Source organism: Ruegeria sp. AA3, from assembly GCF_056542905.1.
On the sequence record NZ_JBQGAQ010000005.1, the window covers coordinates 233,919 to 258,884 of the forward strand.

The following is a 24,966-nucleotide window of genomic DNA, read 5'->3' on the forward strand; positions in this document are numbered from 1 at the left end:
AACCTTTCAGCGGGGGCGGTGGATGTGAGCGCTTTGGACAATGCCAAAGGCGGCCATCAGGACCAGCATGGCAGAACCGCCATAACTGACCATTGGCAGAGGCACGCCAACAACCGGGGCAAGCCCCATCACCATCGACATGTTGACGGCGAAGAACAGGAAGAAGTTTAGCGCAATGCCCAGCGTTACCAGCGACGAGAACCGATCCTTGGTCGACAGGGCAGTGACCATACAGAAGATCAGGATCAGGCCATATAGGATCAGCAGGGTTATGCCACCGACAAAGCCGAACTCTTCCGCCAGAGTGGTGAAGATGAAGTCGGTGTGTTTTTCGGGTAGAAAATTAAGGCGTGACTGCGTGCCCTGCATAAAGCCGCGCCCGTTCCAACCGCCTGACCCAAGCGCGATCTTCGACTGCGTGATGTGGTATCCCGCGCCGAGCGGGTCGGTGGAAGGATCGAGGAAGGTGTCGATTCGTCGGAACTGGTAGTCTTTGAGCAGTTGCCATTCCGTCCCACGGCTGTTGAACACCGTGGCAATCAGTCCAACCCCCGCCGCGATGACGGCGGCGAAATAGGCCCAATGGACACCAGCCAGAAACATAAGACCTCCGCCAGCGGCAAGCAGCAGGATTGATGTGCCTAGATCGGGTTGTTTCAGAACCATAAATGTCGGAATCAGGATCAGAAGGACCGGGAGAATCACCCACAACGGTCGCGAGGTTTTATGGGCAGGCAGCCAATCGTAATAGGCAGCGAGGACCATCACCAACGCGACTTTCATGACCTCAGAAGGCTGGAGCCGCATGAACCCCAGATCAATCCAGCGCTGCGCGCCCATGCCGATGGTACCGAACAGTTCCACCACAATCAGCAATCCTATGGATCCCAGATAGGCTACGACCGACATATTGCGCCAGAACCAGATAGGAACGATGGCGACGATGAACATTGCCGCCAGCCCCAGGCCGAAACGCTCCATCTGAGGTTCGGCCCATGGCATCCAAGACCCGCCCGCCACCGAATACAGCATCAGGAAACCGGCGCTGGCGACGCTGATCAAAAGCAGCGTCAGCGGCCAGTTCATATAGAGGAACTTGCGGAAGCCCGAAGGCGTGGATTTGACGGCATTTTCAAGATAGCTCATGCGCGGTCCTTTTCATCAGGACGCGCTTTGGGGCGGCGATCCCCCTCAAGTCGCTTTTGTTGTTCCTTGATACGCTCGCGGTCACCAGCCGGGTAGGCTTCGAGCGGTGGAGTGCCGTTGTAGAGTGCCTGTAGCATGATGTCGCGCGCCACCGGTGCGGCTGCTTTTGAGCCGCCGCCGCCATGTTCCACCACCACGGCCACTGCGTATTTCGGATTGTCGTAGGGCGCGAAGCTTACGAACAGCGCGTGGTCCCGACGCTCCCACGGCAGGTCTTCGTTGCGGATTACCCCTGCGGCGCGCTCGGCTTTGGTGATGTTGCGCACCTGACTCGTACCCGTCTTACCGGCCATGCGGAACTCATCAGCGATGATCCGACTGCGGTATGCCGTGCCGCGCCGATTATTCGAGACCGAGAACATTGCCTTGCGCACTTGCTCAAGATTGTTGCGATTAACGGCCAGCGGTTCGCCTGCTCCCGAGGGCTGCTCGATCCCGTCAACCGAGCGCACCAGCCGTGGTTTTACCGCACGACCGGTCGCCAGTCGTGCAGTCATGACTGCCAGTTGGAGTGGTGATGCGAGCATGAAACCCTGACCGATCGAGGCATTCGCGGTGTCACCCACCAGCCAGTCCTGCCCGTGGATGCGTTGCTTCCATTCCTGATTAGGGGCAAGCCCCGCAGCTACCGCAGACATCGGGATGTCATGTTTGATACCCAACCCGAAAGTGTTTGCCATCTCGGAAATCTTGTCGATCCCAACGCGGATTGCCACGTCATAGTAGAATACATCGCAGCTACGCTTCAGCGATGTTTCAAGGTCAACTGACCCGTGCCCTCCGCGTTTCCAACAGTGGAAGCGGCGGCTGCCGACTTTCATGTGACCGGGGCAGTACACCGTGTTGGAGGGGCTGATTACTCCGGCCTCAAGCGCGGCCATGGCAGTGATCATCTTGAAGGTTGATCCCGGTGGATAGGTGCCCTGTACCGTTTTGTTGGCCAGCGGACGGTATTTGTCATTCGTCAAAGTACGATAGTCGGCCACTGAAATGCCGCGCACGAACAAGTTCGGATCAAAACTCGGGGCCGAGCTGATGGCGCGGATGTCGCCAGTTTCGCAGTCCATCACGACGGCTGCAGCACTTTCGCCAGCCAGACGGGCCTGAGCATACTGCTGTAGATCGGCATCAACAGTTAGTTGCAGATCGGCCCCGGCAAGACCCTCTTGCCGATCCAGTTCACGCATGACGCGGCCTGTGGCATTGACCTCGACCCGTTTTGCGCCTGCCTTGCCACGCAAGCTGATTTCCTGCTTGGCTTCCAAACCAACCTTGCCAATCTGGAACCGTGGAATACGCAGAACTGGTTCGGGGTCTTCGATTTGGCTCAGGTCATAATCGCTGACCGGGCCGACATAACCGACCACATGGGCGAAATCCTCATAGCGCGGGTACTGGCGCGTAGATCCTACCTCGGGAGTGACACCAGGCAAGGCCGGAGCGTTGACGGCAACTTTTGAGATATCCTCCCACGTTACTTGGTCAGCCAATGTAACTGGCAAGAACGGGGCAGAGCGACGCATTTCCGTCTTGGCACGTTCAATTTCATCTACGGTCAGCGGGATCAGTTCCGAGAGTTTGGAAATGACTTTGTCGATGTCGCCCGCATCCTCACGCACGATGACGATGCGATAAGACGGTGAGTTTTGCCCAATGATCTGCCCGTTTCGATCGTAGATCCGGCCCCGGGTTGGTGGGATCAGGCGAATATTGATACGGTTTTCTTCGGCCAGCAAGCGATACTCATCCGCCTGATCAACCTGCATGAACCGCATTCGGGCAGCGAGGCCACCAACAAAGGCCGCTTGCAATCCACCTAAAATCAAGGCGCGGCGCGGTAGCCGCTTGTAAGCCAGACCCTGAGGTTTTGGTTTTCTCTGTTTCATGACCGCACTCGGGGCATTGTGCTGTCCGCGACCGATTTTCGTCGCACACCAAAGGCACTTTGGCTCATCAGGACCATCAAGGGATAGATTGCGATTGTCAGTACCACTTGCACTACCACCGGCCCCAATGACGCCTGTTGCACTGACAGGATAGCAAGAAGGAGGCGGTTAAGTACAAAAACAACTGTGATTACGGCTCCGACAGTCGTCCATTCGCCTATAAATCCCAAATCTTTCATGCCAACGGAGGCGGAATGGAGATAGGCCGCCCCTAACACCACCAATGCAGCCAGCAGACCGGGCGGGCGCTGTAACAACAAATCAGCCATGAACATGACGACGGCAATCGTCAGGATTGGAACGTATTCGGGTCGCCGCAATACCCACGCATAGGTAAGCGCGATCATGATATCTGGAAACGGTAGCCGATCAGGTTTCGTGTCCAGCGGCAACAAGTGCAGGAACATCACTATTATCGCCAAGGCGACATACAAGCTGCGTTTAGCCCAAAGAGAGGAGACCGACTTATCCATCGTTGACCCCTTGTGTGGTCAAAGCTGCCTCGGGCTGGCGCGGACCGACTATGTCTCCTGAATCGCTAATTGGTGGTGCGGACTGATAGCGTAGAACACGCAAGAATTCGAGACGCTCGAAATCGGCGGAAAGTCGTACGCGTAACCTGCCGCCCGGATCAACGCTGATCTGTCCAATCAACAGGCCGCCGGGGAATACTCCCCCATCGCCGGATGTCACAACACGGTCGCCGGGTCGAACCAGTTCCCGGTTTTCGAGAAATTCGACAGCGGGTGCAGAGGTATTATCACCGGTAATTAATGCAGTCTGACCCGATGGTTGTATGGTGGCGGGGATTGCGCTTGAGGCATCGGTCAACAGGATCACGCGCGAAGTATCGGACCCAACACCCGAGATGCGCCCGACCACGCCAATCCCGTCCATCGTAGCCCAGCCATCCACGATACCATCTCGCTCGCCGACATTCAGCAGAACTGATTGCCGGAAGGGTGATCCGCTATCAGCCATTACGACGCCGGTAACGTAGGTCAGTCGCGGATCGAGGCGTACATTGTTCAAATCCAGCAGGCGGGCGTTTTCCTGCTCCAGCTGTAATGCGGCCTCTTTCCAGGCGCGCATCAGGCGTAATTCGCTGCGTAGTTCCTGGTTTTGTTCGCTAAGGCGCTGGTAGCTTTGGAAGTCACGCGACAGGTGGATCAACGCGGTAACCGGCACCATCGCCCACTCCATCGAAGGTACAACAGTGTCTACCACCTGAGCACGGAAACGTTCGACACGCGGGCTGTCGATGCGCCAGACCAAGAAGATACCGAGCAGGCATAAAACAACGATCCCCACAAGCAATCGGCGCAGGGGTGTCGTGTATTCGTCGCGCTGTGATCGGTCCTTTGCCACAGGTTACCTTCCCGTGCTGCTCGTGCCCGAGTTTTCGTACCCTAAGGGTGCGCGCCTTAGCTTTCGTAGTCAATCGCGTGGCGCAGTTGTTTTTCGTATTCCAGCGCTTTGCCGGTGCCCAAAGCCACACAATTCAGGCTTTCATCAGCGATTGAAACGGCCAGCCCGGTCTGTTCGCGGAGAGCCAGATCCAAATCGCCCAACAGCGCACCGCCACCGGTCAGCATGACGCCGCGGTCGACGATATCAGCCGCCAGATCGGGCGGTGTGGTTTCCAGCGCGGTCATCACCGCCTCGCAGATCGCCTGAACGGGCTCGGACAGTGCTTCGGCCACCTGAGCCTGGCTGATCTCGATTTCCTTAGGCACGCCGTTCAACAGATCGCGGCCTCGGATATGCATCGACTGCCCACGCCCATCATCGGGCATCCGTGCAGTGCCGATTGTGGTCTTGATGCGCTCAGCGGTCGATTCACCGACCAACAGGTTCTGCTGGCGACGCAGATACGAGATGATGGCCTCGTCCATGCGGTCACCACCCACGCGGACCGAACGAGCATAAACGATGTCGCCCAACGAAAGAACCGCGACCTCGGTGGTGCCGCCGCCGATATCAACGACCATGTTGCCAGTTGGGTCGGTGATTGGCATGCCCGCACCGATCGCAGCTGCAATCGGTTCGGCAATCAGGCCCGCGCGTCGCGCGCCTGCAGACAGAACAGATTGACGGATCGCGCGTTTTTCAACGGGTGTCGCGCCATGAGGGACGCAGACGATAATCTTGGGCTTGGAGAAGGTCGAGCGCTTATGTACCTTGCGGATGAAGTGCTTGATCATCTCTTCCGCGGTGTCGAAGTCAGCGATGACGCCCTCGCGCATCGGGCGGATCGCTTCGATCGAGCCTGGCGTTCGACCCAACATCAGTTTGGCGTCCTCGCCGACGGCCAGAACCTTCTTCACGCCATCCTTGACGTGGTAGGCAACAACCGACGGCTCGGATAGGATCACACCGCGCCCTTTGACGTAAACAAGCGTGTTCGCTGTTCCGAGGTCTATAGCCATGTCCGCTGTGAACAGGCCGCCCAGAGTGCCAAAGATGCCCATATTTCCCTGATCCCGTTTGTCCGAATTTCCACTGCCCGCGACTCGACGGTTCCGGGACGGATGCCTTATAGGGTGCCAACTCGTCCGGTTAAAGGGCTGATTCCGCGATAGTCAGCACCTTTCCGCCTTATTGGTAGGGACTTTAGAAGGCAAAATGCTCTCATATCAACATATTTACCACGCTGGAAATCTGGCTGATGTACAAAAGCACGCTTTATTGGCGTGGACGCTGCGGTATCTGACCCAAAAGGACAAGCCGATCAGTTATATCGAGACGCATTCGGGGCGTGGTCTGTATGAGCTTGACGCGGCCGAGGCGATCCGAACGGGAGAAGCGGCTGCCGGTATCGCGCGTGCGCAGCGTGAGGGTTGGTTTGATCCGGATCACCCAATGATGCAGTTGCTGGGGACTATGCAGGCCCGATATGGCGCGCCTGCTTATCCCGGTTCCCCATTAATCGCTGCAAATCTGCTCAGAGAACAGGACAGTTTGCACCTTGCCGAGTTGCATCCTCAGGAACATGCGGCACTGGCTACTGCACTGTCGCCGTACAGGGCGAAGGTTTACCGGCAAGACGGGTTCGAACTTGCGCAATCTCTGCTGCCACCGACGCCCCGGCGTGGGATGATGCTGATCGATCCCAGCTATGAAGTGAAAGCTGAGTATGACCGTTTGCCTGGGGTGATCGCTAAATTGCATCGCAAGTGGAATGTGGGGGTAATCGCACTCTGGTATCCAATCCTGACGGATGCGCGACACAAGGCTATGATTTCATCACTGAAATCCGCCGGATATCCCAAAACGATTTGCCATGAGGTCACGTTCGCTCCAGCGCGCGAAGGTCATCGTATGGTTGGATCGGGCATGTTCATATTGAATGCACCCTTTGGAATTGAAGACGAAACGCGCCGCCTGACGGAGATGTTCGCTCAACTCTGAAACGCATGAATTAGACAGGGAAAACACCCGTCCTGTTCGCCTGCATCAAAGATGCTCTCAAACGCGTTGGGCCCGGAAGCGCGCCATAGGCACGCTGCCGGGCCCAAAACCCAAGAAGTGTTGGCGAAGTCGAGCCGCCGCGGGTGCGGGAGCCTTTGACCCTTGGATCAGGTTAAGTCTTTGTAGCTGATTTCGCGTGTATCGGCACCAGGGCCAGCTTTTTCACGACGCATGATCAGGCGATTCAGCGCGTGGATATAAGCTTTGGCCGAGGCAACAACGGTATCCGTATTTGCTGACTGACCGGTGGCAATCATGCCATCCTCTTCCAACCGGACCGAAACCGTGGCTTGCGCGTCTGTACCTTCGGTCACTGCATGGACCTGATACAACTGCAGATGCGCCTTGTTCGGGTAAATCGCTCGTATCGCTTTGAATGTTGCGTCCACTGGTCCGTCGCCGTGCTCGGTGGCGATGACATCTTTGCCATCGAACTCAAGCTCGACCGTCGATTCAGCCTGACCGCCTGTACCACAGGTCACTTTCATCGACACCAGTTGCAAACGATCGTCGTCGTCGTCCAGCGACATCAAGGCGATCAGATCGTCGTCAAAGACCTCTTTCTTGCGATCTGCAAGATCCTTGAAACGCACAAAAATATCCTTGAGTTGGTTGTCTCCGACCTCAAAGCCCAGCGTCTCAAGCTTGTCGCGCAGTGCAGCCCGGCCCGAGTGCTTGCCCAGCGGCAATGACGTGCCTGAAAGACCAATATCCTCGGGCCGCATGATCTCAAAATTCTCGCGGTTCTTCAGCATTCCGTCTTGGTGAATACCGCTTTCATGGGCGAAAGCATTTTTACCCACGATGGCCTTGTTGAACTGGACAGGAAAGCCCGCCACGGTCGCCACCCTGCGCGAGATATGCATGATCTTGGTGGTGTCGATGCCAGTGTGCCAGGGCATGATGTCGTTACGGGTGCGCAACGCCATGACAACTTCTTCCAACGCGGTGTTGCCAGCGCGTTCGCCGAGTCCGTTGATGGTGCATTCGATCTGGCGCGCGCCACCCGCGACTGCGGCCAGAGAGTTCGCGGTCGCCATGCCAAGGTCGTTATGGCAATGCGTTGCAAAGACCACCTCATCTGCACCGGGGACCGTTTCGATCAGGCGTTTAATCAGGTCGGCAGACTCGACCGGGGCGGTGTAGCCGACAGTATCGGGAATGTTGATTGTGGTCGCACCCGCTTTGATCGCAATCTCGATTACGCGGCACAGATAATCCCACTCGGTCCGCGTTGCATCCATCGGCGACCATTGCACGTTTTCGCACAGGTTGCGCGCATGGGTGACCGTTTCGTGGATCTTGTCGGCCATCTCATCCATCGTCAGGTTCGGGATGGCGCGATGCAGCGGCGAGGTGCCGATGAATGTATGAATCCGGTTCTTCTCGGCGTGTTTCACGGCCTCCCAACAGCGGTCTATATCGGCAAAATTGGCGCGGGCCAGACCGCAGATGCGGCTGTTCTTCGACCGTTCGGCGATCTCGGATACTGCCTTGAAGTCGCCTTCCGATGCGATCGGAAACCCTGCTTCAATGATATCGACGCCCATCTCATCCAAAAGCTCGGCAATCTCCAGCTTTTCATCGTGAGTCATAGTCGCGCCCGGGCTTTGCTCGCCATCGCGCAATGTGGTGTCGAAGATCACGACGCGGTCTTGGTCGGTCACGTTTGTCATGGGGTTCTCTTTCTTCTTCTGTCCTAAAGCCTCTTGGCGCGCGGGCGTCCTCCTCTGAGCGGGCGCGCCGGATGGCACGCTCAGAGGCGGATTAGGATCAGTAGACCACGCAGCGATGCACCGCAGGATGCGGCGTCGGCAAAAGCGATATCTGCGCGGTTGATCATGGGCTTCAGCTTATACAGGGCGCATGGCGAATGAAAAGCGGGAAAATGAACCCTAGTTGAAATTGATTGAGCTGTTGAAGGGACTTGGTTTCCTTCTAGCTCTGAAGTCATGGAAACCGCATTAATCATAGGTGCATCTGGTGGAATTGGGCGCGCGCTGAGCGATTTGTTGCAAGCGCGGGGCGTTGAGGTGACGCGATTGTCACTGTCTGTGGATGGGTTTGACCTGACGGACCCTGATGGGGTTGCGCGGATTTTGAATACTCTCTCTGATCCGTTCGATCTGATTATCGTTGCATCTGGCGCGCTTGAGATAAACGGGGCTGAACCTGAGAAGTCGATGCGCGCCGTGTCAGCCCGCGCGATGATGGACCAGTTTGCCCTGAATGCTATTGGCCCGGCATTGGTCCTCAAACAGGCTCACAGGCTGTTACCACGTGACCGAAAAGCAGCTTTCGTTGTGTTGTCGGCGCGCGTTGGGTCAATTGAAGACAATCGACTTGGTGGTTGGGTAAGCTATCGTGCATCGAAGGCTGCGGTGAACCAGATCGTGCATACAGCCGCGATTGAGCTGGCGCGCACGCATAAACAAGCTGCGTGTGTCGTGATGCACCCCGGCACGGTTAAGACTGCATTTACGAAAAAATATCTCGGTCGCCACCCTGCAGTCGAGCCCGAAGAGGCGGCGGAGAATTTGCTTGCCGTTATCTCAGGGCTCTCACCAACCGACACGGGCGGGTTTTTTGACTGGGTTGGCAAGCGCGTGCCTTGGTAGGGCTTTTTTAGCCGTCACTCGTATCTGCGTTATCTGTATCGGTCTGAGGTTCCGAAGGTTCGGCCTCTGGTTCTGGATCAGATGTCTCAGCAGGGGTATCTGTTTCATGCGCCAGCGTATCATTTTCCCAGATCCCAGATTCAACTTCACCACCGGCGAAACGCATTGTCCCTTCACCGTGACGCTTATTGTTCAGAAAATTGCCTTCGTAGACGTCGCCTGTTTCATAGGTTGCTATGCCAGCACCGTTGATTTTTCCGTCAGACCATTCGCCTGTATAACTGAAACCGCCGGGGCGAGTGAGCGTTCCTAGTCCGTGGCGTTTGCCATCCTTAAACTCGCCTTCATATATAATACCGTCCGGGAACGTGGCTTTGCCCTTCCCTTGCCGGACACCATCGACCCAATCTCCGTCATAACGATAGCCGTTGGCGAAGGTCAGAACGCCTTTGCCATGACTGCGCGCGTTTCTAAACTGCCCCGAATAGACAGTTCCATTTGGATAGGTCGCTGTTCCGGTGCCTTCAAATACGCCTGCAACCCAGTCGCCGTCATAAACAGTGCCGTTTGGATAGGTCGTCCGCCCTTTGCCGTGCTGCAGGTCATCCAGAAAGTCACCGACATAAACGGAACCATCCGCATAGGTTACCTCGCCCAGTCCCGCGATCTGACCATCTGACCATTCGCCGGTATAGCGAAAGCCGTCAGTGCCGGTAAATGTGCCTTGTCCCTGACGCAGGTCGTCGGCGAAATTACCTTCATAGACCGCGCCACTGGCGTACGTGACTTTGCCTTCGCCCTGACGCCGCCCATTGATCAGCGCGCCTTCGTAGACGTCTCCATTGGGGTGTGTGAGCCGACCGGTTCCGGTCATATTGTCATCAAGCCAGTCACCGGTATAGGTCAATCCGCCAGTCAGATTCAGAGTGCCCGTACCAGCACGTTTCCCGGCTTTGACATCGCCATCATAAGTGCTGCCGTCAGCGTAGGCGATCTTGGCCTTGCCTTCTTTTTGGCCGTCCACCCAATCTCCATCGTAGATATATCCGTCGGCACTGATCAGCACGCCCTGACCGTGGCGCTTAGCTTCCTTGAACGTGCCCTCGTACCGCATGCCATTGTTGTACTCGGCAATACCATCGCCATTGATCGCACCTTTGGACCATTCACCTTCATAGGTTTGCCCGTCGGCGTAAACGATCTTTCCGAGTCCTTCAGGTTGGCCTTTTACGAAATCGCCTTCGTAGACCGAACCATTGGCGTATCGTGCCGTACCCTTACCCTGAATCTCTCCTTCGACCCACTCACCGGAATATTCGAATCCGCTGGGCAGCCGATAAGTGCCTGTGCCGTGCCGCAGGCCGTTTTCGAATGTGCCTTCGTAAACACCCCCGACGTCGTCGTCGGCTACGATGATCTGATCATTTTGCTGGGCCGCTGCAATTTGCGTCAGCATGGCGAATGTAGCAGCGGTAAGGGATGTGCGGATCGCGTTCATAATTGTACCTGCCTGCGGCTCTTATGAGATGTTGGCGCAAAACTAGGATACCGCAGGGGGCAGAGCAACGGGTTTTGCCGCATTTGCCTTTCACTCGCGCTGTGATCTGCTAAATCCCTGAGGGACTGACGAGGGCAAGAGGGCAAAATGGCCGACCGTTTCCGCATCACTCTGGCGCAACTGAACCCAACCGTTGGGGATATCGAAGGGAATGCCGCAAAGGCTGCTGCGGCTTGGCAGCAAGGGCGCGCGGCGCAGGCTGATTTGGTGGCGCTGCCTGAGATGTTCATCACCGGTTACAATACTCAGGACCTGGTGATGAAGCCTGTGTTTCATCGTGCGGCGATGCAAGCTGTACAGGCGCTGGCGGAAGACTGCGACGAGGGCCCTGCGCTGGCAATCGGAGGTCCTTGGGTCGAGGAAGACAAGCTTTATAACGCGTATCTGATCCTCAAAGGTGGGAAGATCGTAAGCAAGGTTCTCAAGCATCACTTGCCAAATGAAACCGTCTTTGACGAGGTTCGGCTCTATGACGCAGGTCCAATGGGTGGGCCCTATGCAGTCGGTAACGTCCGGGTGGGGAGTCCGATTTGCGAGGATGGCTGGCACGAGGATGTCGCCGAAACGCTCGAGGAAACCGGGGCTGAGTTCCTGTTAATCCCCAATGGGTCGCCCTATTTCCGAGACAAATACGACATCCGGCTGAACCATATGGTTGCGCGTACGGTCGAGACAGGCTTGCCAGTGATCTATCTGAACATGGTCGGCGGGCAGGATGATCAGGTTTTTGATGGTGCCACTTTTGGTCTGAACCCCGGCGGAGAGCTTGCATTCCGTATGCCGGTCTTTGATGAAGCGGTGCAAAACATCGATCTGATGCGCACCGACGACGGCTGGCGAATCGATCTTGCAGAGGTGGTGCCGCAGCCAGATGCATGGGAGCAGGACTATCGCGCTATGGTGCAGTCCCTGCGCGACTACATGGCTAAAACCGGCTTTAAAAAGGCGGTGCTTGGCTTGTCGGGGGGTGTTGACTCAGCATTGGTTGCGACGATTGCGGTAGATGCCATCGGGGCGAACAATGTGCGCTGCGTTATGTTGCCATCGGAATATACCAGCCAAAGCTCACTGGATGATGCCGAAGCCGTCGCGAAGGCGTTGGGAGTTCACTATGATTTTGTTCCGATTTCCGAAGGTCGGACAGCGGTGACCAACACGCTTGCCCCGCTATTTGCCGGGCGCGAGGAAGATTTGACCGAAGAAAACGTTCAGTCCCGCCTACGTGGTCTGCTGTTGATGGCGATCTCGAACAAGTTTGGCGAGATGCTGCTGACGACCGGCAACAAGTCCGAGGTCGCGGTAGGATATGCTACTATTTATGGCGATATGAACGGGGGCTACAATCCAATCAAGGACCTGTACAAAACCCGCGTGTTCGAGACCTGTCGCTGGCGCAACGCCAATCACCGCGATTGGATGATGGGCCCCGAAGGAGAGGTCATCCGTCCCTCGGTCATCGATAAGCCACCGAGCGCTGAATTGCGTGAAGATCAGAAAGACAGCGACAGCCTGCCGGATTACCCAGTTCTGGACGCCATTCTTGATATATTGGTGGATCAGGATGGCTCGATCGCCGATTGCGTAGAGGCGGGTTTTGATGAAGGCGACGCGCGGCGCGTTGAGCACCTGATTTACATCAGTGAGTACAAGCGCTTCCAGTCCGCGCCGGGCACCCGGCTGACCCCGCGGGCCTTCTGGTTGGATCGTCGTTACCCGATTGTAAATCGCTGGCGCGATCAGAATTAAGACCCGGATCAGTTTCTATCGCTATGATTGTTTCCAATTCGTCGGCAGTTGGCTGCAGTCATAATAATTGTCCATACATGACAACTGGTTATGGAGATCTGGCGCACGTTCGGCTTGTAATGAGGTCCTTTTTTTGCCACATTTATGTCAAGGGTTCGCCTTGTGTGAGGCGAATGTGACGTAATCCGGCAAGCCGCTCTGCTATTTCAGAAACTGCGACCGTGATTGTTGATCTGAGTTGGGGCATCCGTGTTTTTGGGTGTCGGTAAAGGTGATGGTGGTCAAATGACGAATGGATATGACAAATCGCTTCATGCTCCATTGCAATGGAAAACAATGGAGTCTGAGCCGCGCAAGCTGGATGAAGAAAGGCTTGATGCTTCGATCGCAGAAGTTCTGAACAAAGAGGATCTTGCGCCGGCGGCGGTTATAGACAATGAGCCGACGCGACCGGAATTTCCATCCTTGAAGTCGCAAGAGGTTCTTGCTGCAAAGCCTGATACTGGCCGCAAATCATTTCTGCGCCAAACATGGGCGCAACTGTCCGGCGCTGCCTGAATTAGAACAGCCGGTGCCGCGCGGTGCGTAATGTGCTGGCTGATAGGCAACAGGTTGCTGCATTCAGTTGACCTGCCTCCGTTTCTCATTGCCAGAAAACGCGTTCTCGGGCTGGATACCGCTTCGATAAACAACTTCCGAGCGGTTGATGCCAGGCCCTTCTCCGACTCCCGTCGAATCTGATGTTACCCTTCCTAAATCGGTGGATGTCGTCGTTATTGGTGGCGGAATAATTGGTGCCTCGACCGCTTTGGAGTTGGCCGAGCGTGGCATTTCCGTCCTGTTGTGCGAAAAGGGCCGGATCGCCGGTGAACAGAGTTCGCGTAACTGGGGTTGGGTCCGGCTTGGGATGCGCGACCCACGCGAGATCCCATTGATGCAGGAAGCTCTGCGCATTTGGCGTGGGTTGGATGAACGCATTGGGCGGAGCACGGGCTATGTTCAGTCGGGGATCGTATTCGGCGCATCAGGCACACGCGACGTTGGTAACTTGACGCGGTGGGTGGAGAATGTTGAAGGGCAGCAGACAGGTGCCCGTATGGTATCGCACACTGAGTTGGCCTCACTATTTCCAAACTCCACCATGAAACCGCAGACTGGGCTCTACATGCCGCAAGACGGACGGGCTGAGCCGCAATGGGCGGCCCCCGCAATGGCCGAGGCGGCCCGCAATTGTGGGGCCGCGATCATGACACAATGCGCAGTGCGCAGCGTCGATCTCGAGGCAGGTCGGATTGCGGGTGTCTTCACCGAACGTGGGCGAGTTCGTTGCAGTCAGGTGGTGTTGGCGGGTGGGGCATGGTCGCGTCTTTTTGCGGGGAACGCAGAGATTGCTCTGCCCCAACTCAAGGTGCTGAATACAGTCTTGCGGACCTCACCGGTAGAGTCCGGGCCGGAGGTATCGCATTGGAGTGATGATTTTGCCATTCGCAAACGTGCGGACGGGGGCTATACGATTGCGTCGGGTCACGAGAATACCGTGGATATCGTTCCTGACAGTTTTCGACTCGGCCTTCAGTTCTTACCAGCATTTCAGCAAGAGTGGCGTTCCTTGCGGTTTCGCCTGTCGCAACGCTGGATGGTCGAGGCGAAAGAAGACAGAACTTGGCTGCCCACCGATGTGACGCCGTTTGAGCACTGCCGGGTGCTGGATCCCGAGCCCTCTCGAAAAGTGTTGCGACAGGCCTGGTCCAACGCTCGCAAAGCGATGCCAGTACTTGAGGAGGCAGAGATCGTCCAAAGCTGGGCCGGGCTGATCGATGTGACCCCGGATGCGATTCCAGTTATCTCAAAAGTAGACGAATTCCCGGGTCTGCATATCGCAACCGGGTTTTCCGGCCATGGTTTTGGGATTGGACCGGGCGCAGGTCGGCTGATGGCGGATATTGTCACCGATAGCAAGCCCTGCGTTGATCCAGCCGCCTTTCGCCTGTCCCGTTTCACGGATGGTTCAAAAGTACGGCCAGATCCTGGTTATTAGGCCCTAGCCCATCATTTGATAGCTGACCGGTACGAACCGGAACCCCTCGCCGCGTGTTTCAACGTACCCCGCAGCCGGGAAAGGCATGTGATAGCCGATCATGGGTATTTTATCAGCGGCCAGCATACCCAGCACATTCCGACGCGAGGCGGTGGCCGCTGCAGCGTCCATATCGAAGCTGAATGGCCAGTCGGGGCGCGCAAATGACCAGACGTAGTGATTTGCCAGATCGGCTGTCAGAACCAATCGTTGCCCATTGCTTTCCAGATGATAAACTGTGTGACCAGGCGTATGTCCGTGAGCCGCCATCGCTGTTATTCCCGAAGTGACCTCTCCATCATCGTCAAGGAACGTCATCTTTTCGGCTTGGGGTGTGACCTTCGCTGCAACCATATCTCCGACGCGGTTGCCCGCATCCATCGCAGACCAGAAATTATATTCCGGCGCGGCGGTTACAAATCGGGCGTTCGCAAATGTCGGAGCGTCATTCGTTGTCATGCCTCCGATATGGTCGGGGTGCATGTGCGTGATCACGACCACATCAATTTGGTCAGGTGAGACTCCTACGTCAGCCAGCGCGGCTTGGATACCGCCTTGACCCAAGCCTGTGTCGAACAACACCAGTTCAGAGCCGGTATGGACCAGTGTCGGAGTAAAGAAGAATTGCGCAACATCAGTTGGAATGAAGTTTTCCGCAGAGATTGCTGCAAATTCGTCGTCAGATACTTCAGCTGCGAATAGTGCCTTTGGCTCATCACGTGGCACGCTGCCGTCTAGCAGGGTGGTAACTGTGAAATCGCCCAACTGGAATGATTTTGCGATGGTTGAATTTGCTTTGCTCGGCTTACCAGCTGCGAAAGCCGGCATCGCGGCAGAGGCAAAAGGCAATGCGGCAGCGGCACTCAGAGCAGCCCTGCGAGTCAATTTGATCGTCATATCTAAGTCTCCCTGTCAGAACGCCAGTAGTAGAAATAGGTCAGAGCGTTTCTCTTGCCAGTTATAGACCCAATACATGGGCTGCATGGATGAACATTACGTGTTAATTTTTGTTCATGCCGCGATCTGAGAACAAAACAGTGCCCACCGGGCAAAATATTGCTGAATTTCTGGCGACCGTTCAGCCGCTGCGTAAGGCGGACGAGGCGCAAGTGCTGGACAGGCTCTTTCAGGATACCACCGGGTTTGCCCCAGTGATGTGGGGTCCGTCGATCGTTGGCTATGGCCTATATCACTATCGCTATGCTTCCGGGCGGGAAGGCGATTTTTTGGCGACCGGGTTCTCTCCGCGCAAGGCTGCGCATTCTATCTACATCATGCCGGGTTATGCTGATTTCGGAGATATCCTGTCTCGACTGGGTAAACACAAGCTGGGGAAATCCTGCCTCTACGTGAACACGTTGTCAGACATCGATCTCGACGTGCTTCGTGAGCTCATCAAGGCTGGGCTCGAACACCTAGAAGGTATGTGGCCGGTAGAGCCGACCTGAACGCCCTGCTGGACAAAAACGCGCCCATGTGACATGAGCCGCGCCAACAGGAGACTTCCATGACCACGACCCGTTTCGCCCCGTCGCCCACCGGTTACATCCATGTGGGCAACCTGCGCACCGCCCTGATGAATTATCTGATCGCCCGCAAAGCAGGCGGTACGTTCATCCTGCGTATCGATGACACCGATCCCGAGCGGTCGAAGGAAGAATATGTCGACGCGATCAAGCAGGACCTGGAATGGCTGGGCCTGCATTGGGACCGGGTCGAGCGTCAGTCAGAGCGGCTGGACCGCTATGCCGAAGCTGCGGACAAGCTGCGCGCGATGGGTCGGTTCTATGAGGCGTTCGAAACGCCGACCGAGCTGGACCTGAAGCGCAAGAAACAACTGAACATGGGCAAGCCGCCGGTCTATGACCGTGCCGCGCTGAACCTCAGCGACGCCGAGAAAGAGGCGCTGCGCGCCGAGCGCGGCAATGGCGTCTGGCGGTTCAAACTGAACCACGAGCGTATCGAATGGAACGATGGCATTTTGGGCGACATCTCGATCGATGCCGCCTCGGTATCCGACCCGGTGCTGATCCGGGGTGATGGTCAGGTTCTCTATACGATTGCGTCCGTGGTCGATGATACCGAGATGGGCGTGACCGACGTGGTGCGTGGTTCGGACCATGTCACCAACACAGCGACGCAGATTCAGATCATCGAAGCATTGGGCGGCACCTGCCCACGCTTTGCGCATCACTCTCTGTTGACAGGCCCGCAGGGTGAGGCCCTGTCTAAACGTCTGGGCACACTGGCCTTGCGTGATCTGCGAGAGCAGGGCGTGCAGCCAATGGCCCTGCTGAGCCTGATGGCGCGTCTGGGTTCTTCTGATCCGGTTGAGCTGCGTGCTGAGATGTCCGAGCTGATCGACGGGTTCGACATCAACCGTTTTGGCGCGGCACCAACCAAGTTCGACGCGCAGGACCTGTTCCCGCTGACGGCGAAGCACCTGCAATCGCTGCCTCTGGCCGAAGTTGCGGATGCCGTTGCGGAGGCGGGTGTTCCGGATGAACTGGCAGAACCTTTCTGGACCATGGCGCGTGAAAACATCACCACCTTGAGCGATCTCAAAGGCTGGTGGGATCTTTGCCGCGATGGGGCCGAACCTCTGATCGCAGATGAAGATCGTGAATTCATAGCAGAGGCGGTGGCCCTGCTGCCCGAAGGTCCGTTCGACGCGGATACCTGGGGGAATTGGACCAAGGCGGTGAAAGAGGCCACGGGCCGTAAGGGCAAAGGCCTGTTCATGCCGCTGCGCAAAGCGCTGACCGGAATGGAGCGCGGGCCCGAGATGGCGACCTTGCTGCCGCTGCTGCAGGTGATCCGCGCGCGGGGCTGACCCGCAGAGAGTATCTTAAAACACGAAGGAGGCAGGCAGTTCGCCTGCCTTTCTTTGGTCTCCGGGCTGCAAAATACGAGCCGATACGCGCTTCAGACGGTCGTTCACGAATTCAGTCTCGGTGGGATTGAGTTGCTGATGACGCGGATATCGCGGTTCGGCACGATCATTCAAAATCGGCGCGTCCCAGCCATCGGTTGTGGCAAAGAAGCGATCAGCGCCGTCCGATCCAAATGCCCTCAGGTACCCCTGCACCACGACATCGACATAGCTCAGCAGCAGCGGATGGTGATTGCTGGGCGCTGTATGGCGGTCATGGGGCACAGCGTAGACGGCGATTTCTGCCTCCTGCGTCAGCGTATGGGAGACTGATCGCGTGGCAGGCACGCGTTCATAGGCCCATTCCCGTTCATCCAGCGCGGCCCAGTCGTTTTTGGGCACGTGAGCGATCATGCCGTCGATTTCTGACAAGGGATCTGGAATCGCAGTCAGAAAGGCGACCGGGCGCAGATTGGTGTGCCGCCACGCCCTCCGCCAGCCCTTCAGACGCGCCGGGCGCGGGTCGGGAAAATCGTGCGTCGACAGGTTCACGAGGCTGCCATAGCCGAAGAAATAGGGGTCTGCCATGCGGGTCGTGTCCTTCTTTGACGATTGATGTATGTCAAACAGTCTTTTTACAGAACATGCAATAAGGCTTCATCTTGAGATTCGGGAGGCCCTCATGCGGATTACCAAACGGACGAATATCGCGGTGCGCGTATTGATGTATTGTGCCGCGCATCAGGGTCGGCTGGTTACTAAGGCTGAGATTGCAGAAGTCTGCAACATCTCCGAGAACCATCTGGCGCAGGTGATCAACCAGCTTAGCCAGTTGGATTATCTCAGTACCCAACGTGGCCGCAATGGCGGCATGACGCTGGCCCGCTCGGCAGATCAGATCCGGGTCGGGTCTGTGTTCCGTCATGTTGAAGGTGGATTACCGATTGCCGAGTGTTTTGCGGATGCAGACAATACATGCCCGCTGACCGATGCATGCCGCTTGCGATTGGCGCTGCAGGATGCGGCTGAGGTGTTTTATGCGTCCTTAGACGAAATCACGCTTGATGCGTTGGTTTGTGACAACGACCAGTTGCTGAAGATACTTCAGCCCGTCGCGTGCGTGCGTTGAACTTAGTCAGTGGCGCGAAGAATGCGCGCCGGACGCACTGAAAGCGGGCGCAGCGCGAAGAGCATCCCCGCGCCAAGCGTTACCGCGACGCCCGCGATAACGATCCCGAGCGCGGATGACCAGATAATCGCGAAATCTGTGTCGAAGATATAAGTGGCCACGGCCCAGCCGCCCAAAATACCGGTCAACAGGGCGACACATCCGGCAGCGGCCCCCAACAGAATAGCTCGCAAGGCAAAACTGCGCAGGATGCGGCCCCGGTCCGCGCCTAGAGTTTTGAGGATCGCCGCTTCATATCTGCGCGCTGGCTCGCCTGCGGCGGCAGCACCGATCAACACCAGAAAACCGGTCAGCAGGGACACGCCTGCGCCATACGAGGTAGCTGCTGCCAGGCCCGCCAGCAAACCAGAGACCCGGTCAATGGCATCGCGGACGCGGACCGCCGTGATGTTGGGATATTGCCCCGCCAGATCGCGCAGGATGGCGGCTTCGGCCTGCTCTTCGGCATAAACCGTTGCGATGAAGCTATGCGGCGCGCTCGCCAGCGCGGAGGGATTCATCGACATGACAAATCCCATTCCAGCGGTCGAAAAATCAACTTCGCGTAATGAGGTCAGTTCAGCAGTGATATCGCGGCCAAGGATATTGACCGTGAGTTCATCCCCAAGTTTAAGCCCCATCTCAGCAGCCTCCTCGGCGGCAAAGCTGACTTGTGGAGGGCCGCTGTAATCTTCGGGCCACCACGCTCCGTCGGTCACGCGGGCATTCTGCGGCGGTTGGGCGGAATAGGTCACGCCCCGGTCGCCGTCCAGAACCCAGTGATCGCCTGCAATCTCTCGCGCGGGTTGGCCATTGATCTTGGTAATGATCCCGCGCAGCATTGGAGCGCTTTCTACCCGACTGACGGCGGGGTCAGTGTCGAGACGTTCGCTGAACCCGGGCATCTGATCCTTCTGGATATCGACGAAGAAATATGAGGGTGCCACTTCTGGCAGGTTCCCCGAGATCGCATTGCGCAGGGTGCCGTCGATTTGTCCCACCGCTGCGAGGACCGACAGGCCGAGCCCAAGGGACAGAACCACCGACGCTGCCCCTTCGCGTGGGTCAGAAATGGCGGACAAGGCCCACCGCAGGGCAGGGCGGCCTCTGGTCCAAGGCGCGCCCGCGCGGGCCAATTTGCGAATGGCAAAGGCAGAAAGGGCCAGCAAAGTAAGCGCCCCGGCCAACCCTGCGCTGGTCCAGAGGGTCAATCGGGTTGAACCACTGAACCATGCAGCGGCTCCGATCAGTGCGGCCAAGCCAATAGCGGTCGCTACGACATAGATCAGGCGCGGGAAACTGCGCGCCGATGTTAGCGCATCCCGAAACAAGGTTGCTGCGCGCACCTCCTCGGTTCTGGCCAGCGGCCAGAGTGTGAACAGGAACGCGGTCAGCACACCATAAAGTGCGGCCTCGAACAGTGGCTGCGGATAAAGCGAGAAGACTGCGGGGATTGGCAATTGCGTTTCGATTACGGGGGCCAGTAGCAGCGGCAGCACCCCGCCCAGGACCAAGCCCATGATAATACCGATGCTCGACAGAACGGCGATCTGAATCATATAGGTCTGAAAGATTGTCGCCCGATCAGCGCCCAACGTGCGCAATGTCGCAATCGTCTCTGTCTTTTGGGAAAGATAGGCTCGCACGGCAGCAGACACCCCGATCCCGCCAACGGTCAATCCCGACAGGCCCACCAGAACCAGAAACGCGCTGAGGCGGCCTACGAATTCAGATATTCCCGGCGCACCGTTGCGAGCGTCGGTCCAGCGCATGCCGGTCCCCTCGAAGGCCTGCTTCGCTTCCAGCGACAGCGCATCCAATTTGGCAGTCTGAGCCAGGCCCAACCTGTATTTAGTGGAGAACAACGTGCCCGGCGCCAACAGGCCGGAGGACTGCAGATCTTCTGTCCGGACCAATGTGCGCGGCCCAAGCGAGAACCCATCAGCCGCGCCGTCAGGTTCGTGCTCTAACGAGGCCATCAGAACAAATCTCTGCGTGCCAAGTTCAAACTGTTCGCCAACCATCAGGTTTAGGAGGTCAATCAGAGAGGGGGCCATGACTGCACCAGGCAGCCCATCGACACCTGCAAAGGCATCGGTCAGAGTAAGTTCAGGTTCAAGGATCGCCGAACCTAACAGCGGATAAGCGTCATCCACAGCCTTAACCTGAGTCAGCCCACGTTGCGTGTTCGTCCCGTTTCCCGTTACGGCCATAGACCGAAAATCAACAACCTCTGAAACCGCATGTGCGGTTTTTTCCATCCACGCGCGTTCCTGATCATTGGCAAAGCGATAGGTGAATTCCAGTTGCGCATCCCCGCCCAGTAGCGATGCGCCCTCTTGCTGAAGGCCGGTCTGGATTGCTTGGCGGACCATGCCGACCGCGGCAATCGCTGCAACGCCCAAGGCCAGACAAGCCAGAAACACCCGAAATCCACGTAGCCCACCGCGGAGTTCGCGCCGTGCCAGTCGTCCTGCCAGACGCAGGCTCATTCGGCTGCCTCGCGCTGCGACTCTTCAGCGATGCGTCCATCCCGCAACCGCACAACGCGGTCGCATTTCTGCGCCAGTGTGTGGCTATGCGTGACCAGAACCAGGGTGGCACCATGCCGGTCGCGTAGACCGAACAACAGATCTATGATCGCCGCACCGTTGGCTTCGTCCAGATTTCCTGTGGGTTCGTCTGCCAGCAAAATCTTAGGGCGTGGGGCCGACGCGCGGGCCAGCGCCACACGTTGCTGCTCGCCACCTGACAATTGCGCCGGGTAGTGATCGCTTCGATGTGACAGCCCCACAGCCTCTAGCTCGGCCTCAGCGCGCTTGAAAGCATCCTTGTGCCCTGCAAGTTCGAGCGGGGTGGCGACGTTCTCAAGCGCGGTCATCGTCGGGATCAGGTGAAAATTCTGAAACACCACACCCATTGATTCACGACGAAACCGGGCAAGTGCATCCTCACTCATTTCCGTCAGATCATGGCCTAATACCGTGACGCGGCCGTCGGTGGCTTGTTCCAACCCACCCATCAGCATTAGCAGTGAGGATTTCCCTGAGCCGGACGGACCGACCAACCCCAGCGTCTCGCCCTGTTTCACAGACAGAGAGATGTCGTGCAGAATATCCACCCTTCCGGCATTGCCATCCAGCGATAATGCGGCATCTTGGAGCGTAAGAACAGGTGTCGTCATTGATCAGGCCATCGAGAGGGGTACAGTCCATTGGGATATGGCGTGAAACAGAAGCTACACAAGGGTTTGATCTCAGGCGCGTTCATCTGTTGCGGAATTGCAGCGATGGCAGAGCCAGTTGTGATTGCTGCGCTCGGAGATTCCCTAACACAAGGATATGGGCTGCCGGAACAAGACGGGTTCGTGCCGCAACTGCAGCGTTGGCTTCAGGAAGAAGGTGCGGAGGTTCGTTTGATCAATGCCGGTGTTTCCGGAGATACGACCGCAGGGGGCGCTGCCCGCGTTGACTGGACCCTGACACCAGAGGTCGACGGCATGATTGTTGCACTTGGCGGCAATGATCTGTTGCGTGGCATCGATCCGAGCGTTGCCCGATCAAACCTCGAGACAATACTGCGTGCTGCAGAGGCCGCGGATGTCGAGGTACTAATAATTGGAATGCAGGCGCCTGGTAATTACGGAGCCGATTACAAGCAGAGTTTCGACGCCATGTATCCGGAACTGGCTCAGAAATATGATGCCATCTATGCGGAAAGCTTTTTTGACGGGCTCACAACCGAAGGCGATCCGGCGGCCGCGCGCCAGTTCATGCAATCTGATGGTATCCATCCAAGTGCCCAAGGCGTCGCGCTGATCGTTGACACGCTGGGCCCCTTTGTCTTGGCGCTTGCGGAGCGTGTTGCCGAATAGGAGTACGCGATGCCCGGCCGGTTTTTCCTCACACGACCAATTGGCGAGATCGCTCTGTTTTTGAATGTGAAAGACAGTCTTGGGCCTCAGCCAGCACGCAGAAACATTCAGCCGGGTCAAGAAGTGATCGTACAGACTGGTGATGGGTTAAAGGCCATGCGATGGGGGATTATCCCGGTTGGCAGGGTCAATGCGCGTGGACGACCGGTGATGGAGACCATCGTAAACGCGCGCTCCGAGACGGTTTTTGACAAGAGCGCCTTCAAAGGGGTCGGGCGCGCAATCATCCCTGTTGATGGCTGGTACGAGTGGACCGGAGAGAAGCGCCACAAAACGGCCTGGCGGATTGCCGCCAAGGACGGGGCTCCACTGCTATTCGCTGCGATCACCGACACTTGGGAAGCCCCGGGTGGGCTACGCGTGGATCAGGTTGCAGCGGTGACATGCGAACCCAATGCTGATGTAAAGCCGATCCATCACCGAATGGGAGTGCTGCTGGAGCCGCGGGACGTTCAGCGTTGGTTGCATGGGTCTGAAGACGAGGCGCAGAGTTTGGCGCGCCCTTGGCCCGAAGGTCGGTTGATGATCGAACAAGCTGACGACGTCGATTGGTCGGGGGCTTAGACCACTGTGACCACCGTGCCGATAGGAACTCTGTTATACAGATCGATCACATGCTCATTCAGCATCCGAATGCATCCATTTGACACTGCATGACCGATGGTCTGCGGCTGCGTTGTGCCGTGAATTCGGAAATACGTGTCCACCCCGTTCTGAAACAGATACAGCGCGCGCGCGCCCAGAGGATTGTCTCCGCCGCCGGGCTGGACATAATCATTGTCTTTGAACTTGGCATAGGTGACAGGGTCCCGCTCAATCATCTCTTCGGTGGGTCGCCAGGTCGGCCATTCTTTCTTGACGTCAATGGTGGCCGAGCCGGTGAACTCCAGTCCGGCTTTGCCGACGCCGCAGCCATAGCGGATCGCTTTGCGCGGCTCGGTTACATAATAAAGGTAAAAGGATCGCGGCGCGACCAGCAACTGACCGGGTTGAAATTGCTTTTTGATGCGCACGAATTGCGGCGTCGGATCATACTCGACCGCTTTCTTGGCGCTGGCGACGCCCGGCAGCAGGCTGACAGCAGTACCGGCCAGAAAGACACGGCGTGTGAACATGGTGACATCCCTCAAATGACCAAAGAAATCATAACGCTAGTTTTGGAATGATAGCGGATTTGGTCAATCACCGGGGAGGGATAACCCGATTGTGATGTATTCCCTATGCCACACACACAACGCGGGCATAGCGGGGTGGGCGGGAAAAATCCCGCCCTTTGAACGGCTTAGGCCAGTTCGATATTGTCGGCGCTTTCGCGGCCGTCACGACCAGCGCGCAGCTCGTACGTGACTTTCTGGTTGTCGGCCAGACCGGTGAGGCCCGAACGCTCTACAGCCGAGATGTGTACGAAGATGTCTTTGCCGCCATCTTCGGGTGCGATAAAGCCGTAGCCTTTGGTGGTGTTGAACCATTTTACGGTGCCTGCGGGCATATCCGTTGTCTCCTGTTTGGTGCTGCCCACGGAGTTGCGGCAGCCTGGCGTCGTAGTCTGGATCGAGTGACTGAGCGCCGTAGAAGGAGACAGTGGGTCGAAATAGAAAAACGTAAGCCTCTTGGATATGGCATCGGTCAGGCTGTGTGGCAAGGGCGGATTGTACGGTTTGTACAGGGGTTTGAGGGGCAATCGTCTGATTTGTACAAGAATCCGCCGATGGTTTTGGTTATTAGTTTGCGGACCTTTGATAAGACCCGGTTATTTATCTGGCGCGTCGGAGTGGTATTCAGAATCCGTTAACCCTCGTCATGATCAAGTTGCGACATGAGCGATTACCGACGCGTCCGCATTCCCGGAGCCAAGTATTTTTTCACTGTGTCTTTGGCCGACCGGTCGTCGGATTTGCTGGTGCGCGAGGTGGAGCATTTGCGCGCTGCCTTTGCGGTGACCCAGAGGGAGCGGCAGTTCTGGTGCGATGCGTTTGTTGTGTTGCCGGATCATTTGCACGCGATGTGGACCTTGCCGCCGGGGGATGCGGATTATTCGAAGCGGTGGGGTGCGATTAAGGTGCGGTTTACGCGCGGGGCGAAGGCGTCGGGAGTGGTGGGGTGGAACCCCACCCTACGCACGGATTCGAAAATTGCGAAAGGGGATGCCGGGATTTGGCAGCGCCGGTTTTGGGAGCACACCATTCGGGATGAAACGGATTACCGCAATGATATGGCGTATTGTTGGGGGAATCCGGTCAAACATGGGTTGGTCGAGCGCCCGACCGATTGGCCGTATTCGTCAATCCATCGCGATATTCGTGCGGGTCGGGTTGATCCAGAATGGAGTGGTTTGGTCGCCGAGGGCACGTTCGGAGAGCCATAGGACGG

Annotated in this window: 24 protein-coding genes; 11 read left to right on the forward strand and 13 right to left on the reverse strand. The window is 57.1% G+C overall.

Annotation, left to right across the window (positions count from 1 at the left end):
* Positions 1 to 6: 6 nt before the first annotated feature.
* Genes rodA through ACR0JR_RS11335 form a run of 5 tightly spaced genes read right to left on the reverse strand, consistent with a single transcriptional unit; the run spans position 7 to position 5,623 of the window.
* On the reverse strand, positions 7 to 1,146 hold the full coding sequence (gene rodA / locus ACR0JR_RS11315; protein WP_480456219.1) for a rod shape-determining protein RodA: 1,140 nt from the start codon (positions 1,144 to 1,146) through the stop codon (positions 7 to 9).
* Positions 1,143 to 3,092: a penicillin-binding protein 2 gene (gene mrdA / locus ACR0JR_RS11320; protein ID WP_480456220.1), complete on the reverse strand. Its 1,950-nt coding sequence runs from the start codon at positions 3,090 to 3,092 to the stop codon at positions 1,143 to 1,145. Before mrdA ends, rodA begins: the two co-directional genes overlap by 4 nt.
* Positions 3,089 to 3,625: a rod shape-determining protein MreD gene (locus ACR0JR_RS11325; RefSeq protein WP_170781190.1), complete on the reverse strand. Its 537-nt coding sequence runs from the start codon at positions 3,623 to 3,625 to the stop codon at positions 3,089 to 3,091. The genes mrdA and ACR0JR_RS11325 overlap by 4 nt, the downstream gene beginning before the upstream one ends.
* Entirely contained in the window at positions 3,618 to 4,520 is a 903-nt protein-coding gene (gene mreC / locus ACR0JR_RS11330) for a rod shape-determining protein MreC (protein WP_480456221.1), read from the reverse strand. Before mreC ends, ACR0JR_RS11325 begins: the two co-directional genes overlap by 8 nt.
* Before the next feature lie 56 nt (positions 4,521 to 4,576).
* Positions 4,577 to 5,623 (reverse strand): rod shape-determining protein, encoded by a 1,047-nt coding sequence (locus tag ACR0JR_RS11335; protein ID WP_010442888.1) that lies wholly within the window; start codon positions 5,621 to 5,623, stop codon positions 4,577 to 4,579.
* Between the two features lie 154 nt (positions 5,624 to 5,777).
* On the opposite strand from ACR0JR_RS11335, the gene ACR0JR_RS11340 reads away from it, so the two are divergent.
* Positions 5,778 to 6,563: a 23S rRNA (adenine(2030)-N(6))-methyltransferase RlmJ gene (locus ACR0JR_RS11340; protein WP_480456222.1), complete on the forward strand. Its 786-nt coding sequence runs from the start codon at positions 5,778 to 5,780 to the stop codon at positions 6,561 to 6,563.
* A gap of 167 nt (positions 6,564 to 6,730) precedes the next feature.
* Here the strand turns inward: ACR0JR_RS11340 and ACR0JR_RS11345 are convergent, their stop codons facing one another.
* A complete protein-coding gene (locus tag ACR0JR_RS11345; RefSeq protein WP_010442890.1) occupies positions 6,731 to 8,299 on the reverse strand; it encodes a 2-isopropylmalate synthase in 1,569 nt (522 codons plus the stop codon).
* Between the two features lie 276 nt (positions 8,300 to 8,575).
* Here ACR0JR_RS11345 and ACR0JR_RS11350 point away from each other — a divergent pair, with 276 nt between their 5' ends.
* Complete coding sequence (locus ACR0JR_RS11350; protein ID WP_480456223.1) at positions 8,576 to 9,241, forward strand: SDR family NAD(P)-dependent oxidoreductase; 666 nt, start codon at positions 8,576 to 8,578, stop codon at positions 9,239 to 9,241.
* Between the two features lie 7 nt (positions 9,242 to 9,248).
* Here ACR0JR_RS11350 and ACR0JR_RS11355 read toward each other — a convergent pair whose 3' ends face one another.
* The gene (locus tag ACR0JR_RS11355; protein ID WP_480456224.1) at positions 9,249 to 10,739 is read right to left on the reverse strand and encodes an MORN repeat-containing protein; all 1,491 of its coding nucleotides are present in this window, start codon (positions 10,737 to 10,739) and stop codon (positions 9,249 to 9,251) included.
* A 147-nt stretch (positions 10,740 to 10,886) separates the two neighbouring features.
* Between ACR0JR_RS11355 and ACR0JR_RS11360 the strand changes: the two genes are divergently transcribed.
* From ACR0JR_RS11360 to ACR0JR_RS11370, 3 genes are all read left to right on the forward strand, one after another.
* Positions 10,887 to 12,545 (forward strand): NAD+ synthase, encoded by a 1,659-nt coding sequence (locus ACR0JR_RS11360; protein ID WP_480456225.1) that lies wholly within the window; start codon positions 10,887 to 10,889, stop codon positions 12,543 to 12,545.
* Between the two features lie 336 nt (positions 12,546 to 12,881).
* A complete protein-coding gene (locus ACR0JR_RS11365; RefSeq protein ID WP_480456226.1) occupies positions 12,882 to 13,103 on the forward strand; it encodes a hypothetical protein in 222 nt (73 codons plus the stop codon).
* Positions 13,104 to 13,251: 148 nt separating this feature from the next.
* Positions 13,252 to 14,583, forward strand: coding sequence for an NAD(P)/FAD-dependent oxidoreductase (locus ACR0JR_RS11370; protein ID WP_480456227.1), 1,332 nt, complete (start codon positions 13,252 to 13,254; stop codon positions 14,581 to 14,583).
* A 3-nt stretch (positions 14,584 to 14,586) separates the two neighbouring features.
* On the opposite strand, the gene ACR0JR_RS11375 is transcribed toward ACR0JR_RS11370, so the two are convergent.
* Positions 14,587 to 15,519 carry an MBL fold metallo-hydrolase gene (locus ACR0JR_RS11375; RefSeq protein ID WP_480456228.1) on the reverse strand — a complete coding sequence of 311 codons (933 nt, stop codon included), beginning with the start codon at positions 15,517 to 15,519 and terminating at the stop codon, positions 14,587 to 14,589.
* Between the two features lie 116 nt (positions 15,520 to 15,635).
* On the opposite strand from ACR0JR_RS11375, the gene ACR0JR_RS11380 reads away from it, so the two are divergent.
* Both ACR0JR_RS11380 and gltX read left to right on the forward strand, forming a co-directional pair.
* Positions 15,636 to 16,070: a DUF1801 domain-containing protein gene (locus ACR0JR_RS11380; protein WP_480456230.1), complete on the forward strand. Its 435-nt coding sequence runs from the start codon at positions 15,636 to 15,638 to the stop codon at positions 16,068 to 16,070.
* A 59-nt stretch (positions 16,071 to 16,129) separates the two neighbouring features.
* Positions 16,130 to 17,455, forward strand: coding sequence for a glutamate--tRNA ligase (gene gltX, locus ACR0JR_RS11385; RefSeq protein ID WP_480456231.1), 1,326 nt, complete (start codon positions 16,130 to 16,132; stop codon positions 17,453 to 17,455).
* Positions 17,456 to 17,470: 15 nt separating this feature from the next.
* On the opposite strand, the gene ACR0JR_RS11390 is transcribed toward gltX, so the two are convergent.
* Positions 17,471 to 18,082, reverse strand: a complete 612-nt coding sequence (locus ACR0JR_RS11390; protein ID WP_480456232.1) for a gamma-glutamylcyclotransferase family protein — start codon at positions 18,080 to 18,082, stop codon at positions 17,471 to 17,473.
* Positions 18,083 to 18,176: 94 nt separating this feature from the next.
* Between ACR0JR_RS11390 and ACR0JR_RS11395 the strand changes: the two genes are divergently transcribed.
* Positions 18,177 to 18,623 carry an RrF2 family transcriptional regulator gene (locus tag ACR0JR_RS11395; RefSeq protein WP_480456233.1) on the forward strand — a complete coding sequence of 149 codons (447 nt, stop codon included), beginning with the start codon at positions 18,177 to 18,179 and terminating at the stop codon, positions 18,621 to 18,623.
* A 2-nt stretch (positions 18,624 to 18,625) separates the two neighbouring features.
* On the opposite strand, the gene ACR0JR_RS11400 is transcribed toward ACR0JR_RS11395, so the two are convergent.
* Both ACR0JR_RS11400 and ACR0JR_RS11405 read right to left on the reverse strand, forming a co-directional pair.
* Positions 18,626 to 21,154 (reverse strand): ABC transporter permease, encoded by a 2,529-nt coding sequence (locus ACR0JR_RS11400; protein ID WP_480456234.1) that lies wholly within the window; start codon positions 21,152 to 21,154, stop codon positions 18,626 to 18,628.
* On the reverse strand, positions 21,151 to 21,846 hold the full coding sequence (locus tag ACR0JR_RS11405) for an ABC transporter ATP-binding protein (RefSeq protein WP_170544437.1): 696 nt from the start codon (positions 21,844 to 21,846) through the stop codon (positions 21,151 to 21,153). The genes ACR0JR_RS11400 and ACR0JR_RS11405 overlap by 4 nt, the downstream gene beginning before the upstream one ends.
* 105 nt (positions 21,847 to 21,951) lie before the next feature.
* Here ACR0JR_RS11405 and ACR0JR_RS11410 point away from each other — a divergent pair, with 105 nt between their 5' ends.
* Together ACR0JR_RS11410 and ACR0JR_RS11415 are read left to right on the forward strand one after the other, a co-directional pair.
* A complete protein-coding gene (locus tag ACR0JR_RS11410; RefSeq protein ID WP_480456235.1) occupies positions 21,952 to 22,536 on the forward strand; it encodes an arylesterase in 585 nt (194 codons plus the stop codon).
* 9 nt (positions 22,537 to 22,545) lie between these two features.
* Positions 22,546 to 23,160 (forward strand): SOS response-associated peptidase, encoded by a 615-nt coding sequence (locus ACR0JR_RS11415; protein ID WP_480456236.1) that lies wholly within the window; start codon positions 22,546 to 22,548, stop codon positions 23,158 to 23,160.
* Here ACR0JR_RS11415 and ACR0JR_RS11420 read toward each other — a convergent pair.
* Together ACR0JR_RS11420 and ACR0JR_RS11425 are read right to left on the reverse strand one after the other, a co-directional pair.
* Positions 23,157 to 23,711 (reverse strand): L,D-transpeptidase, encoded by a 555-nt coding sequence (locus ACR0JR_RS11420; protein WP_170544429.1) that lies wholly within the window; start codon positions 23,709 to 23,711, stop codon positions 23,157 to 23,159. The genes ACR0JR_RS11415 and ACR0JR_RS11420 overlap by 4 nt on opposite strands.
* A gap of 167 nt (positions 23,712 to 23,878) precedes the next feature.
* A complete protein-coding gene (locus ACR0JR_RS11425) occupies positions 23,879 to 24,085 on the reverse strand; it encodes a cold-shock protein (RefSeq protein WP_010442474.1) in 207 nt (68 codons plus the stop codon).
* Positions 24,086 to 24,412: 327 nt separating this feature from the next.
* On the opposite strand from ACR0JR_RS11425, the gene ACR0JR_RS11430 reads away from it, so the two are divergent.
* On the forward strand, positions 24,413 to 24,961 hold the full coding sequence (locus tag ACR0JR_RS11430) for an REP-associated tyrosine transposase (RefSeq protein ID WP_480456237.1): 549 nt from the start codon (positions 24,413 to 24,415) through the stop codon (positions 24,959 to 24,961).
* Positions 24,962 to 24,966 lie beyond the last annotated feature (5 nt).

Coding starts and splice junctions, on each gene's coding strand:
- ACR0JR_RS11375 (WP_480456228.1), bottom strand. CDS start 15,519: ATGACGATCAAATTGACTCGCAGGGCTGCTCTGAGTGCCGCTGCCGCA.
- ACR0JR_RS11340 (WP_480456222.1), top strand. CDS start 5,778: ATGCTCTCATATCAACATATTTACCACGCTGGAAATCTGGCTGATGTA.
- ACR0JR_RS11370 (WP_480456227.1), top strand. CDS start 13,252: ATGCCAGGCCCTTCTCCGACTCCCGTCGAATCTGATGTTACCCTTCCT.
- ACR0JR_RS11405 (WP_170544437.1), bottom strand. CDS start 21,846: ATGACGACACCTGTTCTTACGCTCCAAGATGCCGCATTATCGCTGGAT.
- ACR0JR_RS11420 (WP_170544429.1), bottom strand. CDS start 23,711: ATGTTCACACGCCGTGTCTTTCTGGCCGGTACTGCTGTCAGCCTGCTG.
- ACR0JR_RS11430 (WP_480456237.1), top strand. CDS start 24,413: ATGAGCGATTACCGACGCGTCCGCATTCCCGGAGCCAAGTATTTTTTC.
- ACR0JR_RS11345 (WP_010442890.1), bottom strand. CDS start 8,299: ATGACAAACGTGACCGACCAAGACCGCGTCGTGATCTTCGACACCACA.
- ACR0JR_RS11390 (WP_480456232.1), bottom strand. CDS start 18,082: ATGGCAGACCCCTATTTCTTCGGCTATGGCAGCCTCGTGAACCTGTCG.
- ACR0JR_RS11325 (WP_170781190.1), bottom strand. CDS start 3,625: ATGGATAAGTCGGTCTCCTCTCTTTGGGCTAAACGCAGCTTGTATGTC.
- ACR0JR_RS11395 (WP_480456233.1), top strand. CDS start 18,177: ATGCGGATTACCAAACGGACGAATATCGCGGTGCGCGTATTGATGTAT.
- ACR0JR_RS11410 (WP_480456235.1), top strand. CDS start 21,952: ATGGCAGAGCCAGTTGTGATTGCTGCGCTCGGAGATTCCCTAACACAA.
- mrdA (WP_480456220.1), bottom strand. CDS start 3,092: ATGAAACAGAGAAAACCAAAACCTCAGGGTCTGGCTTACAAGCGGCTA.
- ACR0JR_RS11335 (WP_010442888.1), bottom strand. CDS start 5,623: ATGGGCATCTTTGGCACTCTGGGCGGCCTGTTCACAGCGGACATGGCT.
- rodA (WP_480456219.1), bottom strand. CDS start 1,146: ATGAGCTATCTTGAAAATGCCGTCAAATCCACGCCTTCGGGCTTCCGC.
- gltX (WP_480456231.1), top strand. CDS start 16,130: ATGACCACGACCCGTTTCGCCCCGTCGCCCACCGGTTACATCCATGTG.
- ACR0JR_RS11350 (WP_480456223.1), top strand. CDS start 8,576: ATGGAAACCGCATTAATCATAGGTGCATCTGGTGGAATTGGGCGCGCG.
- ACR0JR_RS11355 (WP_480456224.1), bottom strand. CDS start 10,739: ATGAACGCGATCCGCACATCCCTTACCGCTGCTACATTCGCCATGCTG.
- ACR0JR_RS11425 (WP_010442474.1), bottom strand. CDS start 24,085: ATGCCCGCAGGCACCGTAAAATGGTTCAACACCACCAAAGGCTACGGC.
- ACR0JR_RS11400 (WP_480456234.1), bottom strand. CDS start 21,154: ATGAGCCTGCGTCTGGCAGGACGACTGGCACGGCGCGAACTCCGCGGT.
- ACR0JR_RS11365 (WP_480456226.1), top strand. CDS start 12,882: ATGGAGTCTGAGCCGCGCAAGCTGGATGAAGAAAGGCTTGATGCTTCG.
- ACR0JR_RS11415 (WP_480456236.1), top strand. CDS start 22,546: ATGCCCGGCCGGTTTTTCCTCACACGACCAATTGGCGAGATCGCTCTG.
- ACR0JR_RS11360 (WP_480456225.1), top strand. CDS start 10,887: ATGGCCGACCGTTTCCGCATCACTCTGGCGCAACTGAACCCAACCGTT.
- ACR0JR_RS11380 (WP_480456230.1), top strand. CDS start 15,636: ATGCCGCGATCTGAGAACAAAACAGTGCCCACCGGGCAAAATATTGCT.